This is a genomic window from Bradyrhizobium sp. Rc3b (genome assembly GCF_900114915.1).
Taxonomy (GTDB): Bacteria; Pseudomonadota; Alphaproteobacteria; order Rhizobiales; family Xanthobacteraceae; genus Bradyrhizobium.
Window position 1 is genome coordinate 539,471 of record NZ_FOUS01000004.1, and the last position, 13,563, is coordinate 553,033.

Annotated in this window: 13 protein-coding genes and 1 pseudogene; 7 read left to right on the plus strand and 7 right to left on the minus strand. The window is 64.5% G+C overall.

Features of this window, described 5'->3' with window-relative positions:
• Positions 1-87 precede the first annotated feature (87 nt).
• From hmuQ to BM190_RS12585, 5 genes are read left to right on the plus strand one after another with little or no spacing between them, the layout of a single operon-like run.
• Complete coding sequence (gene hmuQ / locus BM190_RS12565) at positions 88-420, plus strand: heme-degrading protein HmuQ (RefSeq protein ID WP_092254831.1); 333 nt, start codon at positions 88-90, stop codon at positions 418-420.
• A gap of 24 nt (positions 421-444) precedes the next feature.
• Entirely contained in the window at positions 445-960 is a 516-nt protein-coding gene (gene hutX / locus BM190_RS12570; RefSeq protein WP_092254933.1) for a heme utilization cystosolic carrier protein HutX, read from the plus strand.
• A gap of 26 nt (positions 961-986) precedes the next feature.
• Positions 987-1,757, plus strand: a complete 771-nt coding sequence (exbB, locus tag BM190_RS12575) for a tonB-system energizer ExbB (RefSeq protein ID WP_092254834.1) — start codon at positions 987-989, stop codon at positions 1,755-1,757.
• 4 nt (positions 1,758-1,761) lie between these two features.
• A complete protein-coding gene (exbD, locus tag BM190_RS12580) occupies positions 1,762-2,208 on the plus strand; it encodes a TonB system transport protein ExbD (protein WP_018317853.1) in 447 nt (148 codons plus the stop codon).
• The gene (locus BM190_RS12585) at positions 2,208-3,035 is read left to right on the plus strand and encodes an energy transducer TonB (protein WP_092254837.1); all 828 of its coding nucleotides are present in this window, start codon (positions 2,208-2,210) and stop codon (positions 3,033-3,035) included. The genes exbD and BM190_RS12585 overlap by 1 nt, the downstream gene beginning before the upstream one ends.
• A 52-nt stretch (positions 3,036-3,087) precedes the next feature.
• Here BM190_RS12585 and BM190_RS12590 read toward each other — a convergent pair whose 3' ends face one another.
• The 5 genes from BM190_RS12590 to BM190_RS12610 all read right to left on the minus strand — a co-directional run bounded on the left by BM190_RS12590 (position 3,088) and on the right by BM190_RS12610 (position 8,995).
• A complete protein-coding gene (locus BM190_RS12590) occupies positions 3,088-4,443 on the minus strand; it encodes an esterase-like activity of phytase family protein (protein ID WP_092254840.1) in 1,356 nt (451 codons plus the stop codon).
• Positions 4,444-4,528: 85 nt separating this feature from the next.
• A complete protein-coding gene (locus tag BM190_RS12595) occupies positions 4,529-5,431 on the minus strand; it encodes a carbohydrate ABC transporter permease (RefSeq protein ID WP_092254843.1) in 903 nt (300 codons plus the stop codon).
• Complete coding sequence (locus BM190_RS12600) at positions 5,424-6,380, minus strand: carbohydrate ABC transporter permease (protein WP_092254846.1); 957 nt, start codon at positions 6,378-6,380, stop codon at positions 5,424-5,426. Before BM190_RS12600 ends, BM190_RS12595 begins: the two co-directional genes overlap by 8 nt.
• A 140-nt stretch (positions 6,381-6,520) precedes the next feature.
• Positions 6,521-7,867 (minus strand): ABC transporter substrate-binding protein, encoded by a 1,347-nt coding sequence (locus tag BM190_RS12605; protein WP_092254849.1) that lies wholly within the window; start codon positions 7,865-7,867, stop codon positions 6,521-6,523.
• Positions 7,868-7,951: 84 nt separating this feature from the next.
• Positions 7,952-8,995, minus strand: coding sequence for a C-terminal binding protein (locus BM190_RS12610; protein ID WP_092254852.1), 1,044 nt, complete (start codon positions 8,993-8,995; stop codon positions 7,952-7,954).
• A gap of 258 nt (positions 8,996-9,253) precedes the next feature.
• Here BM190_RS12610 and BM190_RS12615 point away from each other — a divergent pair, with 258 nt between their 5' ends.
• Positions 9,254-10,939, plus strand: coding sequence for a methyl-accepting chemotaxis protein (locus tag BM190_RS12615; protein WP_092254936.1), 1,686 nt, complete (start codon positions 9,254-9,256; stop codon positions 10,937-10,939).
• Between the two features lie 154 nt (positions 10,940-11,093).
• Here the strand turns inward: BM190_RS12615 and BM190_RS12620 are convergent, their stop codons facing one another.
• The gene (locus BM190_RS12620; RefSeq protein WP_092254855.1) at positions 11,094-12,071 is read right to left on the minus strand and encodes a Bug family tripartite tricarboxylate transporter substrate binding protein; all 978 of its coding nucleotides are present in this window, start codon (positions 12,069-12,071) and stop codon (positions 11,094-11,096) included.
• Positions 12,072-12,168: 97 nt separating this feature from the next.
• Positions 12,169-13,104 (minus strand): DMT family transporter, encoded by a 936-nt coding sequence (locus BM190_RS12625; RefSeq protein ID WP_177237047.1) that lies wholly within the window; start codon positions 13,102-13,104, stop codon positions 12,169-12,171.
• A 331-nt stretch (positions 13,105-13,435) separates the two neighbouring features.
• On the opposite strand from BM190_RS12625, the pseudogene BM190_RS41880 reads away from it, so the two are divergent.
• Positions 13,436-13,563 (plus strand): annotated as a pseudogene (locus BM190_RS41880) (IS5/IS1182 family transposase); the annotation flags it as partial.

Sequence of the window (13,563 nt, forward strand, 5' to 3'; positions counted from 1 at the left end):
CTTCGCAGCACCACATCTCCGCCGGGCCGCGCTGATGCTCCAGCGCGGCTTCGGCGTGTTTCGTTTTGATCAGAAGGAGAGACTTTGATGTTCATCGCCATGAATCGTTTCCAGGTGAAGAAGGGCGCGGAGACCGCGTTCGAAACCGTCTGGGCCACCCGTGAATCCTATCTTGGCAGCGTGCCGGGCTTCGTCGAGTTTCACCTGCTGAAGGGCCCTGAGGCCGACGACCACACGCTCTATTCGTCGCACACCACCTGGGTCGACAAGGCGGCGTTCGAGGCCTGGACGCGCTCGGACCAGTTTCGTCGTGCCCATGCCCGCGCCGACAACTCGACCGGCGAGAGCCTGTATCTCGGCCATCCCAAGTTCGAAGGCTTTGAGGTGATCCAGAGCGAGCGCAAGGCCGCGGCCGCCTAGATTGCAATGGCAGAGGAGCCGGACATGTTGAGCACCGATCTTGCCGATCTCAGGGCCCATATGGCCGACAATCCGAGCGCGGTGATCGAGGACGTTGCGCGCCAGCGCAAGGTCACCCCGCGCAGCGTGATCGAGGCGCTGCCATCCTCCATGGTGCATATTGGCGGCGGCGCGCATTTTGCCGCCGCCATGCAGGACATCGCGGAGTGGGGCGAGGTCACGCTGATCGTGCACACCGATGACGCGATATTCGAGTTCACGGGCGCCATTCCCGCGGGCGAGATCGGCCGCGGCTACTTCAACCTGATGCAGCCGAAGGGTCTGCACGGCCATCTTCGCCACGAGCGCTGCGCGGGCGTCGCCTTCGTCGAGCGCCCGTTCATGGGCAAGTCGTCGGCCTTCGTCGCGTTCGTGAACGCCGACGGCGGCATCATGTTCAAGGTCTTCGTCGGTCGCGACGAGACAAGGGCGCTGCGGGCTGATCAGCTGGCGCGGTTCCGGCAGCTCGCGGCCCGGATCGCGGCGCAGCCGGCTGCGTAGCTTTCTTTTGTTGTCGGGAGATCAGGATGCAAGGCAAGTCCAGGCTTCGGCAAATGGTCGTTGCAATCGCGCTGGCGCCGACACCGGCCTTCGCGATCGACGAAGCCCTGTTACCGCGCAATCTGTCGCCCTGGGGCATGTTCGTCAGCGCCGACATCATCGTGAAGACGGTGATGATCGGGCTCGCCGTCGCCTCGCTGGTGACATGGACGGTGTGGCTCGCCAAGACCATCGAGCTGCGTCGCAAGGGTGCACTCGCCTTGCGGCGGACGCGCGCGCTCGAAGGCAACATGACGCTGGCCGAGATATCGTCACGGGCCGGTGACGCGCGCGACGCCGTCGCCCAGCTGATCCAGTCCTGCGCCAGGGAAGCCGAGCTCTCCGGCGGCATCCTCGACGACGGCCTCCAGGAGCGGGTGGCGCTGCGGCTCGAGCGGGTGGAGGCGGCAATGTCCAGACAGATCGCGCGCGGCACCGGCGTGCTCGCGACCATCGGCGCCACTGCGCCTTTCGTCGGCCTGTTCGGTACCGTCTGGGGCATCATGAACGCCTTCATCGGCATCTCCGAGAGCCACACCACCAGCCTCGCGGTGGTCGCGCCGGGCATCGCGGAGGCGCTGCTCGCCACCGCGCTCGGCCTCGTCGCGGCGATCCCGGCGGTGGTGATCTACAATCATCTGGTCCGCGGTATCGCCAATTACCGCGCGCTGCTCGGCGATGCCTCGGCGCAGCTGATGCTGCTGGTCAGCCGTCAGCGCGACCACAGGGAGTTCCGCCTGGCGCGGGCGGCGGAGTAGGCTCATGGCTGCGAAGCTCGGCGCGCGCGGGGGATCTCCGCTCAAGCGCGGTGACCCGGATGATCTCGACGTCGTCAACGAGATCAACGTCACGCCGTTCATCGACGTGATGCTGGTGCTGCTGATCATCTTCATGGTGGCAGCCCCACTCGCCACCGTCGATATCGGTGTCGAGCTGCCCGCGACCGCAGCCGAGCCGGCGCCGCGGCCGGACAAGCCGACCTTCGTGACGGTGAAGCCGGATCTCACAATTGCCGTTGGCGAGGACACGATGGCCCGCGACGGTCTCGCCGCCGCCCTCGATGCCGTCATCAAAGGCCGTAAGGACGAGCGCATTTACCTGCGCGCCGACAAGGCCGTCTCCTACGGCGACCTGATGGAGGTGATGAACACCCTGCGTAACGCCGGCTACCTCAAGGTCGCCCTCGTCGGCCTCGACGGACGCAACTGATGGCCGCAAACGCCTTTGCCCTGCATGAGCCGCTTCGAGAGCGCGAGACCGCGCGCTGGGGCGCATCGGCGGCGGTGATCGTGGCGTTGCACATCGCCGCCGCACTGCTGGCGATGAATTGGATCAGGTCGCAGCCCGAGCAAGGTGTCAACATGCCGGCGATCCTCATCGACATGACGCCGGAGACATCGGCGCCGCCGTCGACACCGCTCGATATCGCGCCGGGCCCCGTGATGGAGCAGGCGGATGCGTCGCCGCCGGAGCCGATGCAGCAGCAGGCCGTTGAAGAGACGATCGCGCCGACGCCGCCGCAGGAAAAGCCGGACGTGGTTGCGCCGCCGGAGCAGAAGCTGGAGCCGGCTCCGCCGAAGCCCGAGCCGGTGCAAGTCGCGCCCGTGGAGAAGCCGGCACCGGCAAAGCCTCGGGTGGTACGTCCCGATGCTCGGAAGCCGTCGGATGCGCCGCCCGCGCCGCGCACCAGCGCGCCGCCACGTGCCGAGCGCCAGGCTCCGCTGGCATCCGCCGTGAGTGCCGGCTCAGTTGCTTCGGCGATGGCAACCTATTATCAGCGCGTGCGCGCGCACCTCATGCGCTTCCACCAGTATCCGACGAGTGCGAATGGTCAGAGGGGCGTGGTCAAGCTGAGCTTCACGCTCGGCCGTGGCGGTCAGGTGCTGTCCAGCCGCCTCGGGGGCTCTTCGGGTGTGGCGGTGCTCGATGCCCAGGCCATGGCCATGGTGCGTCAGGCCCAGCCATTCCCGCCGGTGCCGTCCGAAATCAATTATGCGACGATTCCCATCAACGTGGGCGTCGCGTTTGGTAATTGATTTGCGACGAACTCCTCCCCCGCGCGAAGCGGGAGAGGAGCATAGCGTCAGCCTATTTCGCCTTCAGGAAGTCCGCGACTTCGAGCAGCATGAACTCGTCGTCGTCGGCCTTGTTGGGATCGCGGCTGGAGGAGAACGGCAGATTGTTGTCGTTGCCGACGATGATGTGGGTGTCGTCGACGCGATCGACGTTCTCGATGGTGAAGAACGGGAAGGTGTAGACGCCGTCGTTGAGCGGCTTCCTCGCCTTCTTGTCGGGATCCCTGATCTTCATCAGGTCGATATAGCCGATCTTGCGCACGGGCTTGCCGACATTGGCTTCGGTGAGCTCGATCTTGTAGATGCGCTTGAACTTGGCGAGATCCGGAAAACAGGTCTCGCCGCGGGTGCCTTGCGGGCAGGCCTTGTCGGCGGTGCCTTCGCCGTTGTCGCGCTCGATGATGAGGCCGGAGGCCTGATCGATCATGTTGAAATCGCCGATGGCGTTGCCGTTCTGCTCGAACACATACTGCCAGTAGCGGCCGGTGAATTTTTCCGCGGCGACGTCGAATTCGAGGATGCGGGAGGCTTCCTTGCCGTCGACCTTCTCCCAGTCCTTTTTCTCAGCATCCCACAGCGGTCCCTCGAGCAGGCCGTAGAGGAATTTGCCGTCCTTGGAGGACGCAAAGCCCTCATAGCCCTTGGAGCGGCGGAGGTTGACGTTGGTGTAGGTTGCGCCCGGCGCGCCCGGCGTTGCCACGGCCCAATTGTCCGGCGACCGCACCGGCTTGCCGTCGGCAACCGTATCGAACACGGCCAGGATCTTGCCTGACTTGTCGGCCTTCAGGATGTAGGGGCCGAACTCGTCGCCGATCCAGAAGGTATCGCCGATGATCTGGAAGCCTTCGGTGTCGAAGTCGGAGCCGGTGAGATAGCGCCTCTCGGTGTCCTCGTGCACGATGCGGAACGGGACCTTTTTGTCGGGGTCGTGCAGGAAGATCGTCTCCTGACGATCGATCTTGCCGCTCGCCCAATCCATCTTGTAGCGGTTCAAATACAGCATCGAATCCGGCGAGTTGGCGCGCGCGCCCATGCCGTTGTCGGTGATGACCCAGAAGCTGCCATCGGGCATGGTCTTGATGCCGGAATGGCCCTGCAGCGGCTGGCCCTTGAACGGCAGCGACACGCCGGTCGCGCGCTCATAGGACTTGCCCATCACGGTGCCGAGCGCGTCGACCCGCTTGCCGGTGGTGTATTTCCCCGAAGTCTTGAGATCGGCGGGGGCGTCGGCGGGGGCGTCGATGAACGTTGCGGCCGGCATCACCACGTGGCCGGCGAGCTTGGCGGGGAATTCACCTTCGCTCTGCGCGAGCGCTGGGCTCGCGGCGAGAATGATCGTTGCGACGGTGCTGAAAAAAGTCGCGCGCATGTGCGTCTCCTGTTGGCGGACGCACGCCTTATGCTGTCAGCGTGTTGCAGTTTTGTGAAACCGGGCCAAACGCCGCAGCCGCGATCTACTCCTTTACCGCGCCGGTCAGCGAGGACACGTAGTAGTCCACGAACAGCGAGTAGAAGATCGCGACCGGCAGCGATCCCAGCAGCGAGCCAGCCATCAGCGCACCCCACTGATAGACGTCGCCGGTGACGAGCTCGGTCAGGATCGCAACCGGCACGGTCTTGTTGGCGCCGCTCTGGATAAAGGCGAGCGCGTAGATGAACTCGTTCCAGGACAGCGTGAAGGAGAAGATGCCGGCCGAGATCAGCCCAGGCACCGCCAGCGGCAGCGTGATCCGCCGCAGGATCTGGAGGCGTGTTGCGCCGTCCACCAGCGCGCATTCCTCGAGCTCATAGGGGATCGACTTGAAGTAGCCGATCAGCAGCCAGGTGCAGAACGGCACCAGGAAGGTCGGATAGACCAGGACCAGCGCCAGCGGCGAGTCGAACAGGCCGAACTGCACCACGACGGTGGCGAGCGGAATGAACAGGATCGACGGCGGCACGAGATAGGCGAGATAAATGCCAAGGCCCACATAAGGACTGCCGCGGAAGCGCAAGCGCTCGATTGCATAGGCGGCAAGCGTGCTCGCGATCAGGGACAGCGTGGTCGAGCCGATCGCCACCAGCATCGTCGTCTTGAGCCAGCGCGGATAGGCAGTGTCGAACAGCAGATGCTTGATGTGGGCAAGCGTCGGCGAGGAGATCCAGAACGGATTGTGATCCTTGTAGTTCATCAGCTCCGCGTTCGGCTTGAACGAGGTGATCGCCATCCAGTAAAATGGGAACAGCAGGATCAGCACGAAGCAGCCGAGCGGCAGATAGATCATCATCAGCCGCCGCAGCCCGGAATCCCAGGCCATGGTGTCGGGTGCCGCTTTCGCGTCGGCGACGGCGGAGCTTTGCGCGACGGTGTCAGTCATTGGCCTCTCCCTGCTGCCATTTGCGGCGCGCCAGGCCGAAATAGGAGAACAGCGTCGCGAATATCAGGAACGGGATCATCGACACCGCGATCGCCGCACCTTCGCCGAGCTCGCCGCCGGCGATGCCGCGCTGAAACGCCAGCGTCGCCAGCAGATGGGTCGAGTTGACGGGTCCGCCGCGGGTGATGGCGTAGACCAGCTGGAAGTCGGTGAAGGTGAAGATGATCGAGAATGTCATGACGATGGCGAGGATCGGCATCATCATCGGGAAGGTGATGTAGCGGAAACGCTGCCAGGCGCTGGCGCCGTCGAGCATCGCGGCCTCGTAGAGCGAGGGTGAGATGGTCTGCAGACCCGCCAGCAGCGAGATCGCGACGAAGGGAATGCCGCGCCAGATGTTGGCGGCGATCAGCGAGAAGCGCGCCGGCCAGGGCGAGCCGAGGAAGTCGACATTGCCCGACCGCCAGTGCAGCACGTCGACCAGCAAATAGGAGATGATCGAGAATTGCGGATCGTAGATCCACCAGAACGCCAGCGCCGAGAGCACGGTCGGGACGATCCAGGGCAAGAGGATGATCGCACGCAGGATGCTCTTGAACGGAAAATGGTTGTTGAGCAGCAGCGCGAGCCAGAAGCCGAGCGCGAACTTCCCGAAGGTGGCGATGCCCGTATAGACCACGCTGTAGAACACTGCGTTCCACCACAGGGGATCGGTGAGCAGATACTGGAAATTCTCCAGGCCCACGAAGACGCCGCGACGGCCGATCGTGGTGTCAGTGAAGGCGAGCCAGATGCCGAGGCCGAGCGGGTAGGTCAGGAACACCGAGAGCAGCCCGATCGCGGGCGCCAGGCACATCACGATCAGGAACGGCTTGTAGTCGAACAGCCGCACCAGCCAGTTCGGTTGCCGCTGGGCAAGTGCGGGAGAGGAGACTGTCGTCACGGACATTAATGTGTTGTCCTATCGTTGAACGTCACTACATCGTCATTGCGAGCGAAGCGAAGCAATCCAGTCTGTCGCCACGGCTGCAGTCTGGATTGCTTCGTCGCAAGTGCTCCTCGCAATGACGACGGTTCTATCGTCGCGCGTTACCGCTGCCGCCGGAAATACCGCTTGCAGCGCTGCTCGGCTTCCGCGGCGGCGGCCTCTGGCGTGGCCGCACCGGTCGCAACGGACGCGCACATCTGAATGAGCACGTAGTCGGCGCTGACGGCTCCGGTCGCCGTCGAGATCGGGCCCTTGTAGCCGTCATAGTAAGTGCTGTTCATCGTGTCCTTGAACAGCTTCACCTTGGGATCCTGCGACCACACCGCGGCCTCGGCATAGGCGGCGAGCGGCTGCGACCAGTAGCCGGAGTTGGCGTTGAGCCAGGGCTCGTACTGGTCCTTTTCCAGCATGTATTGCAGGAAGGCCTTTGCGGCGTTGGGGTACGGGCTGTGCTTGAACACCATGGCATTGAGGGTCAGGCCCGCCATCGGAGAGACCTTGGCCAGGCCCTTGGGCAGCAGCTGATGCTCGCTGTCCTCGGCGATCGCCTTGGTCGCCGGGTCGTTCTTGAGCGAGAAGTACAGCGAGACGCCGTTGGCGGTCAGGGAGATCTCCTGCGAGGAATAGGCGCGGTTGTTGCTGACGTCGTTCCACGACGGCGTGCCGGCGATGAAGGTCGGGTAGACCTGCTTGACCCAGTTCAGCGCCGCGATGGTCTCCTTGCTGTTGATGACGACATTGCCTTCCTCGTCGAGCAGGGAAGCATTGTGCGACCACAGCGACCAATTGGCGAAGCCGTTGCCATCGCCCTTGGCGTTGCCGAGCGCGAAGCCGGCCGGCTTGCCGGCCTTGTGCAGCTTCTGGCACAGGTCGATGATTCCGGCATGGTCTTCCGGCACCTTGTCGAAGCCGACCGATTGCAGGATCGACTTGCGGTAGATCAGGGGCCCCGCAGTTGCACCGAACGGCAGGCCGATCCAGGCGTCGCTCTTGTTCTTCTTGCCGTAGCGCTGCGCAAGCGGCAGCCAGCCGCCATAGCGCTTGCCGACATAATCGGCGACGTCGGTCAGCTCGATCAGCTTGTCGACGTAGATGTGGGGGGCGTCGGAGAAGCCGATGATGATGTCGGGGCCGGCGCCGGAGTTCGAGGTCACCGCGGTCTGCTGGTTGATGTCCTCCCAGCCGACGAAATCGACCTTGACCTCGACGCCGGTCTCCTTGGTGAACTTTGCTGCATTGGCACGGAACACGTCCTCGTCGGCCTGGACGAAGCGCACCGGGCGCAGCATGCGCAGCGATGCGCCCTTCTCGATCTCGAGCTTGGGTGCCGCCACGTCGGCGGCCTTGATTGTCGATGATGTTGTTTGCGCTGCAGCACCGGTGGCCGCGAGCGTTGCAGCGGATAGGCCCAGCGCCAAGGCATCACGACGTGTGATGTCGTTCCTCATCAGTACCTCCCTATGATGTTCCCTTCCCGGCGTTGATCGCCGGTGAAGGGCCGTTCGGTCGTTGGCGCCTCGGGCGCCGGCCGCCTAGCTGTTCGGCCCGCGATCCATGCTGACGGGTTGCCAGCGGCGGAGCGTGGTGTCTTGCAGCACCGACGGATTGACGCAGCTTACCGGCCACATGCCCTGAAGCACCAGTGACAATTCGTAGCCCACGCGGCGCTTGCGTGCCTCGTCAAACCGTGCCGAGGCCGAGGCGACGTGGGCGGTCAGCGTCACGTTCTCCATGCCGAGCAGGGGATTGTTGTGCGAGGGCGGTTCCTTCTCCAGCACGTCGAGCGCGGCGTGCGCGATCCAGCCCTCCTGCAGCGCCTTGATCAGGCTCTCCTCGTCCACGGTTGCGCCGCGCCCGGTATTGATGAAGATCGAACCCTTCTTCATCTGCCGAAAGTGCTTCTCGGTCAGCATGTGATGCACCTCGGGCCTTGCCGGGGCATGCATCGAGACGAAGTCGGATTGCGACAGCACCTCGTTCAGCGTCGCCGGGATCACGCCGTGGTCGTACATCAGCGTTTCCTGGATGAAGGGATCGTAGGCCATCATGCGCAGGCCGAACGGCGCCGCGCGTTTCGCAACTGCACGCGCGACGCGGCCGAACGAGACGAAGCCGAGCGTCTGGCCCATCAGCCTCGGGACCTTGAGCAGCGCTGGCCGGCCCTCCGCCCAGCGGCCGTCACGCACCATGCGGTCCTGCTCGATCAGGCGGCGGAAGCCGGCGAGCAGCAGCATCATGGCGTGATCGGCGACCTCTTCGATGAAGGTGTCCGGAATGTTGGTGACGGGAATGCCGCGCGCGGTGGCAGCCTTGACGTCGACGCTGTCGACGCCGACTGAGCCGAGCGTGATGACCTTGCAGGTCTGCAAGCTGTCGATGATGGTCTTGGTGATCGGGATGCCCTTGGCATAGATGGCGTCCGCGGTCTTTGCTGCGGCGATGAAGCCGGCCTCGTCGGCGGGAGCCTCGATGATCTCGGCGTCGATCGGATCGAGCGCCTCGCGCTCAAAGGAATAGTCGCTGCCCGCGACCGTGAAGCTCGCGCCCTTCGGCGTCACCACCCTGTATTTCGGCATTTTCTCGCTCCCGATTTGGTTTGTCGGTTCTTGTTGTGACCCGCCTCCGCGGGCGGGCCTTTGCGTCTTTTACGCGAAATCGGAGCGGTCGCGTACAATCGTCGGTTGCCGGTGCGGGGATAAATTGCCGCTTTTTGCGGCTGCGTCCGGGCTTCTACGGAGGCACGTAAGTAACTTGCTAAGGCTCTCTCCCTAAAAGTTGTTTCGATTTCGATCGATCTGTCGCGCGCCCATATCCCATTATTGCCGGAGCTAATCGTGAAGTTGAGCAATCTGAAGATCGCCCCGAAGCTCGGCATCCTTGTCGGCGTCACCTTGTTCGGCCTGTGCATCTCCGGCGTCCTCGCCGGCTATCTGATGAAGCGCGAGATGGTGAATGCGCGCATCGATCAGGCCAAGGCGATCGTCGAGCTGGCACGCAACTATGCGGGCGCTCTGAAGAAGCGCGTCGACGCCGGCGAGCTGACGAAGGACGCGGCCATGGCCGAGCTTCGCCGCTACGGCAATTCGATGACCTACGACAACGGCGCGGGCTATCTGTTCGGTACATCGTACGAAGGCATCACGCAGCTCGCGCCGGATCCCAAGCAGATCGGCACCAATCGCATGGATGTCGTGACCAACGGCCGCAAGCTGTCCGTCGAGCTGATGGACGGCGTCAAGGCCAACGGTTCGATCCTGCTGCATTATGAATATATGAAGCCCGGTCAGCCGACGCCGATCCGCAAGATCGGCTACGCGGTGGCGGTGCCCGGCTTCGACATGTATCTCGGCACCGGCGCTTATCTCGACGACATCGACGCCAAGATGGGCCCGGTCTATTGGCTGCTCGGCTTTGCCATGCTCGGCATTTTCGTTGTCGCCGGCAGCGTTGCCTGGCTGATCGGCCGCGGCATCAGCCGCCCGCTGGCGCTGCTCGGCGCCCGCATGAAGGATCTCGCCGACGGCAAGCTCGAGGGCGACATACCCGGCGTTGGCCGCGGCGACGAGGTCGGCGCGATGGCCTCCACCGTCCAGATCTTCAAGGACAACGCGGTCCGCATCCGCGACCTCGAAAGGACCGAAGCCGATGCCAAGGAGCGCGTCGCGGCCGAACGTCGCAGCGCGATGGAGGGCATCGCCAGCGACTTCGAACGCAGCGTCAACGGCATCGTCCGCTCGGTCTCCTCGGCCGCGGCCGGCATGCAGACGACGGCGCAGTCGATGACCGCGACCGCCAGCGACGCCTCCTCGCGCGCGGCGACGGTCGGCGCTGCCTCGCAAAAAGCCTCCGGCAATGTCGGCACCGTCGCGGCGGCCGCCGAAGAGCTGTCGAGCTCGGTTGCGGAAATCTCCCGCCAGGTCACGCGCTCGACCGAAGTCGCCAGCCGCGCCGTCAGCGACGCCGAGCGTACCAACGCCACCGTGCAGGTGCTTTCGACCGGCGCCGAGAAGATCGGCGAAGTCGTCAAGCTGATCCATTCGATCGCCGCGCAGACCAATCTGCTCGCGCTCAACGCCACCATCGAGGCGGCACGCGCCGGTGAATCCGGCCGCGGATTCGCGGTCGTCGCCTCCGAGGTCAAGGCGCTCGCCAACCAGACCGCCAAGGCGACCGAGGAGATCTCCGCGCAGGTCGCGGCGATGCAGACCTCGACCAGCGACGCGGTCACGGCCATCTCCGGCATCACCCAGACTATCGCCGAGATGAGCGAGATCACCGCCGGCATTTCCGCCTCGATCGAGCAGCAGGGCGAGGCGACCCGCGAGATCGCCCGCAACATCCAGTCGGTCGCGGCCGGCTCCAGCGAGATCAACGCCCATATCGGCAGCGTCACCTCCGCAGCGGAAGCGACCGGCACCGCGGCCGCCGACGTGCTCTCCAACGCCCGCGAGCTGGACAATCAGTCCGGCGCGCTGCGCAGCGCCGTCGACGGCTTCCTCGCCAAGGTGCGCGCGGCGTAGATTCTTGCACTGAATTCGTAGGGTGGGCAAAGGCGCGCAAGCGCCGTGCCCACCTTTCTTTTTAGTTCGCTGACACTCGTGGGCACGCTTCGCTTTGCCCACCCTACGAGAGCCGTGTCCCGGCTCAGCGCCGCGTCCGGGACACGAGACCGTCCTACTGCTTCTCGATCTTCGCGTTCGTGATCAGCTTCTCCCACAGCACGAGTTGTTCGTTCACGAACGTGCCGAGCTGCTCCGGCGTGCCCGAGAACGCGTCCATGCCGAGCGTGGCGAGCTGGGCCTTGATCTCCGGCTTCTCGACGATCTTCCGGATCTCGGCGTTGAGCCGGGTCACGATCTCCTTCGGCATGCCGGCGGGGCCGAAATAGCCCTGCCAGGACGAGATGTCGAAATCAGGCACGCCGGCCTCCTGCATCGAGGGCAGATTCGGCACCAGCGGCGAGCGGTCCTTGGTGGTGACGGCAAGCGCGCGCAGCGCGTTGCCGTTGACGTGGGGAAGGCCGGTCAGGATGTCGACGAACATCATCGAGACGCGGCCGCCCATGACGTCGTTGAGCGCCGGCGGCGAGCTCTTGTAGGGCACATGCAGCAGATCGAGCCCGGCATTGTGCGCAAAGGTCGCACCCGAGACGATCGCGGAGGACGATCCCGAGGCGTAGCTCAGCTTGCCCGGATTGGCCTTGCCGTAGGCGACCAGCTCGCCGACGGTCTTGGCCGGCACTTCCGGATTGACGACCAGCATGAAGGGCAGGTCGCCGGTGCGCGCGATCGGCGTGAAGTCCTTGACCGGATCGTAGGTGAGGTTCTTGAGCAGATAGGGATTGGCGGAATGCGTGGTGTTGGTCGTCACCAGCAGCGTGTAGCCGTCGGGGGCGGCCTTCGCGACATAGCTTGCGGCGAGCATGCCGTTGGCGCCCGCCTTGTTCTCGATCACGATGCCGACGCCGAGCGCCTGCGACAGATGCTGCGAGATCAGCCGTGTCGTCGTGTCAGTGCCGCTGCCGGCCGCGAACGGCAAAACCAGCGTGATGTTGCGGCTCGGATAATTGTCGGCCTGGGCCGTGGATGCGGCGGCGAGGCACAATGCGGCCGCTCCGGCGGCACGCAGGTTTCGAATCAGCCCTGAAAGCATGTTTGAACGTTCCCTCTTTTTGGTTGGCGGGGAACCTAGCGCCTCCTCGTCGAAATCGGAAGGCGCGAGTTTGTCGCCTTGTCTCCGCGTCGCGGAATTACTTCACCGCGGAGCCCTGGCGTGAGGCGATCACGACGCCGGCGAGCACCAGCGCGTAGCCGATCAGGTGGAACGGCTGCAGCTTTTCGCCGAGCAGCAGGATCGCCATCGCCGAGCCGAACACCGGCACCAGATGGAAGAACGGCGCGGCCCGATTCGGGCCGATCAGCGCGACGCCGCGGTTGAAGAAGAGATAGGCCAGCGTCGAGGGAAAGATCAGGATGTAGCCCAGCGTCGCCAGCGTCGTTCCGTCGAATTGCAGCACGCGGCCGCTTGCCGCCTCCCAGATCGCGGTCGGCAGCAGCATCGTCGCGCCGCAGCAGGTGGTGAAGGACAGGAAGGACAGCTGGTGGATCTTGGGCCGGCGCCGGATGAAGGCCGAGTAGATCCCGAACGCCACCAGCGAGGAGGCGAACATGATGTCGCCCCTGTTGAAGCTGATGCTCGCGAGCGCGGCGAGATCGCCGCGCAGAATGATGATCAGCACGCCGAGAAGCGAGATCGCGATGCCGGCGAATTGCCCACCCGTCAGCCGCACGCCGAACAGCACCAGCGACCACAGCGCCACGAACAGGGGACCTGCCGACTGGATCAGCAGCGCGTTCAGCGCCTCCGTGTATTGCATCGCCCAGTACGAGATCGCGTTGTTGAAGGCGAAGCCCACCAGCGACAGGAACAGCATCAGCGGCAGGCTGTTGCGCAAGTCGGGCCAGTCGCGCTTCAGATGCGGCCAGGCGAACGGCAACAGGATCAGGAAAACGCCGAACCAGCGGATCGTGGTCACCGTCAGCGGCGGCACATGCGCGCCGACATGACGCGCCAGCACGATGTTGCCGGCCCAGAACAGCGAGCTCAGGCTGAGCAACAGATAAGGCTGGTTGTTGAGCCAACTGGCCGGATTGGCGGTCTTTGGCGCGGGCGGAGCAATCGTCATTGGCGTTGGACGAAAGCTTGCGCCGGATTGCCGTCGCCGCACAAGCCACGCGGCCGCAATGCTACAATGCAGGCAAACCCTGAGGAGCGCCTTTGGCGGTTAATATGTTGAACATCGCTGGCGCGCGTCTCCCCCTCTCCCCCTGTGGGGGAGGGTGGCTCGCCGCGAAGCGGCGAGACGGGTGAGGGGTCTCTTTCCGCGAGTCCAATTCTCATTTGAGTGCGCGGATGCAACCCCTCATCCGGCGCTTCGCGCCACCTTCTCCCGCAAGGGGCCTGTTGCGTAATCCGCCAGTTGTGATTCCCTAGGGCAAAGCCTTGGGGGAATGACGATGGCGGTGAAGCGGACAGGACAGCCGAGCTTTGTGGAAGCGCTGATGCCGAAGGGCGCCGGCGCCAATGCGGCGCTGGATCGGTTGGCTGGCCTGGTCAAGTGGTACCGGTTCGAGAAGCTGATCGG

What these genes read in the sequence shown, in the direction of transcription:
- BM190_RS12595 (WP_092254843.1), bottom strand. Translation starts at nt 5,431, where the DNA reads ATGACTGACACCGTCGCGCAAAGCTCCGCCGTCGCCGACGCGAAAGCG.
- exbD (WP_018317853.1), top strand. Translation starts at nt 1,762, where the DNA reads ATGGCTGCGAAGCTCGGCGCGCGCGGGGGATCTCCGCTCAAGCGCGGT.
- BM190_RS12585 (WP_092254837.1), top strand. Translation starts at nt 2,208, where the DNA reads ATGGCCGCAAACGCCTTTGCCCTGCATGAGCCGCTTCGAGAGCGCGAG.
- exbB (WP_092254834.1), top strand. Translation starts at nt 987, where the DNA reads ATGCAAGGCAAGTCCAGGCTTCGGCAAATGGTCGTTGCAATCGCGCTG.
- BM190_RS12620 (WP_092254855.1), bottom strand. Translation starts at nt 12,071, where the DNA reads ATGCTTTCAGGGCTGATTCGAAACCTGCGTGCCGCCGGAGCGGCCGCA.
- BM190_RS12625 (WP_177237047.1), bottom strand. Translation starts at nt 13,104, where the DNA reads ATGACGATTGCTCCGCCCGCGCCAAAGACCGCCAATCCGGCCAGTTGG.
- BM190_RS12600 (WP_092254846.1), bottom strand. Translation starts at nt 6,380, where the DNA reads ATGTCCGTGACGACAGTCTCCTCTCCCGCACTTGCCCAGCGGCAACCG.
- BM190_RS12590 (WP_092254840.1), bottom strand. Translation starts at nt 4,443, where the DNA reads ATGCGCGCGACTTTTTTCAGCACCGTCGCAACGATCATTCTCGCCGCG.
- hmuQ (WP_092254831.1), top strand. Translation starts at nt 88, where the DNA reads ATGTTCATCGCCATGAATCGTTTCCAGGTGAAGAAGGGCGCGGAGACC.
- BM190_RS12610 (WP_092254852.1), bottom strand. Translation starts at nt 8,995, where the DNA reads ATGCCGAAATACAGGGTGGTGACGCCGAAGGGCGCGAGCTTCACGGTC.
- BM190_RS12605 (WP_092254849.1), bottom strand. Translation starts at nt 7,867, where the DNA reads ATGAGGAACGACATCACACGTCGTGATGCCTTGGCGCTGGGCCTATCC.
- hutX (WP_092254933.1), top strand. Translation starts at nt 445, where the DNA reads ATGTTGAGCACCGATCTTGCCGATCTCAGGGCCCATATGGCCGACAAT.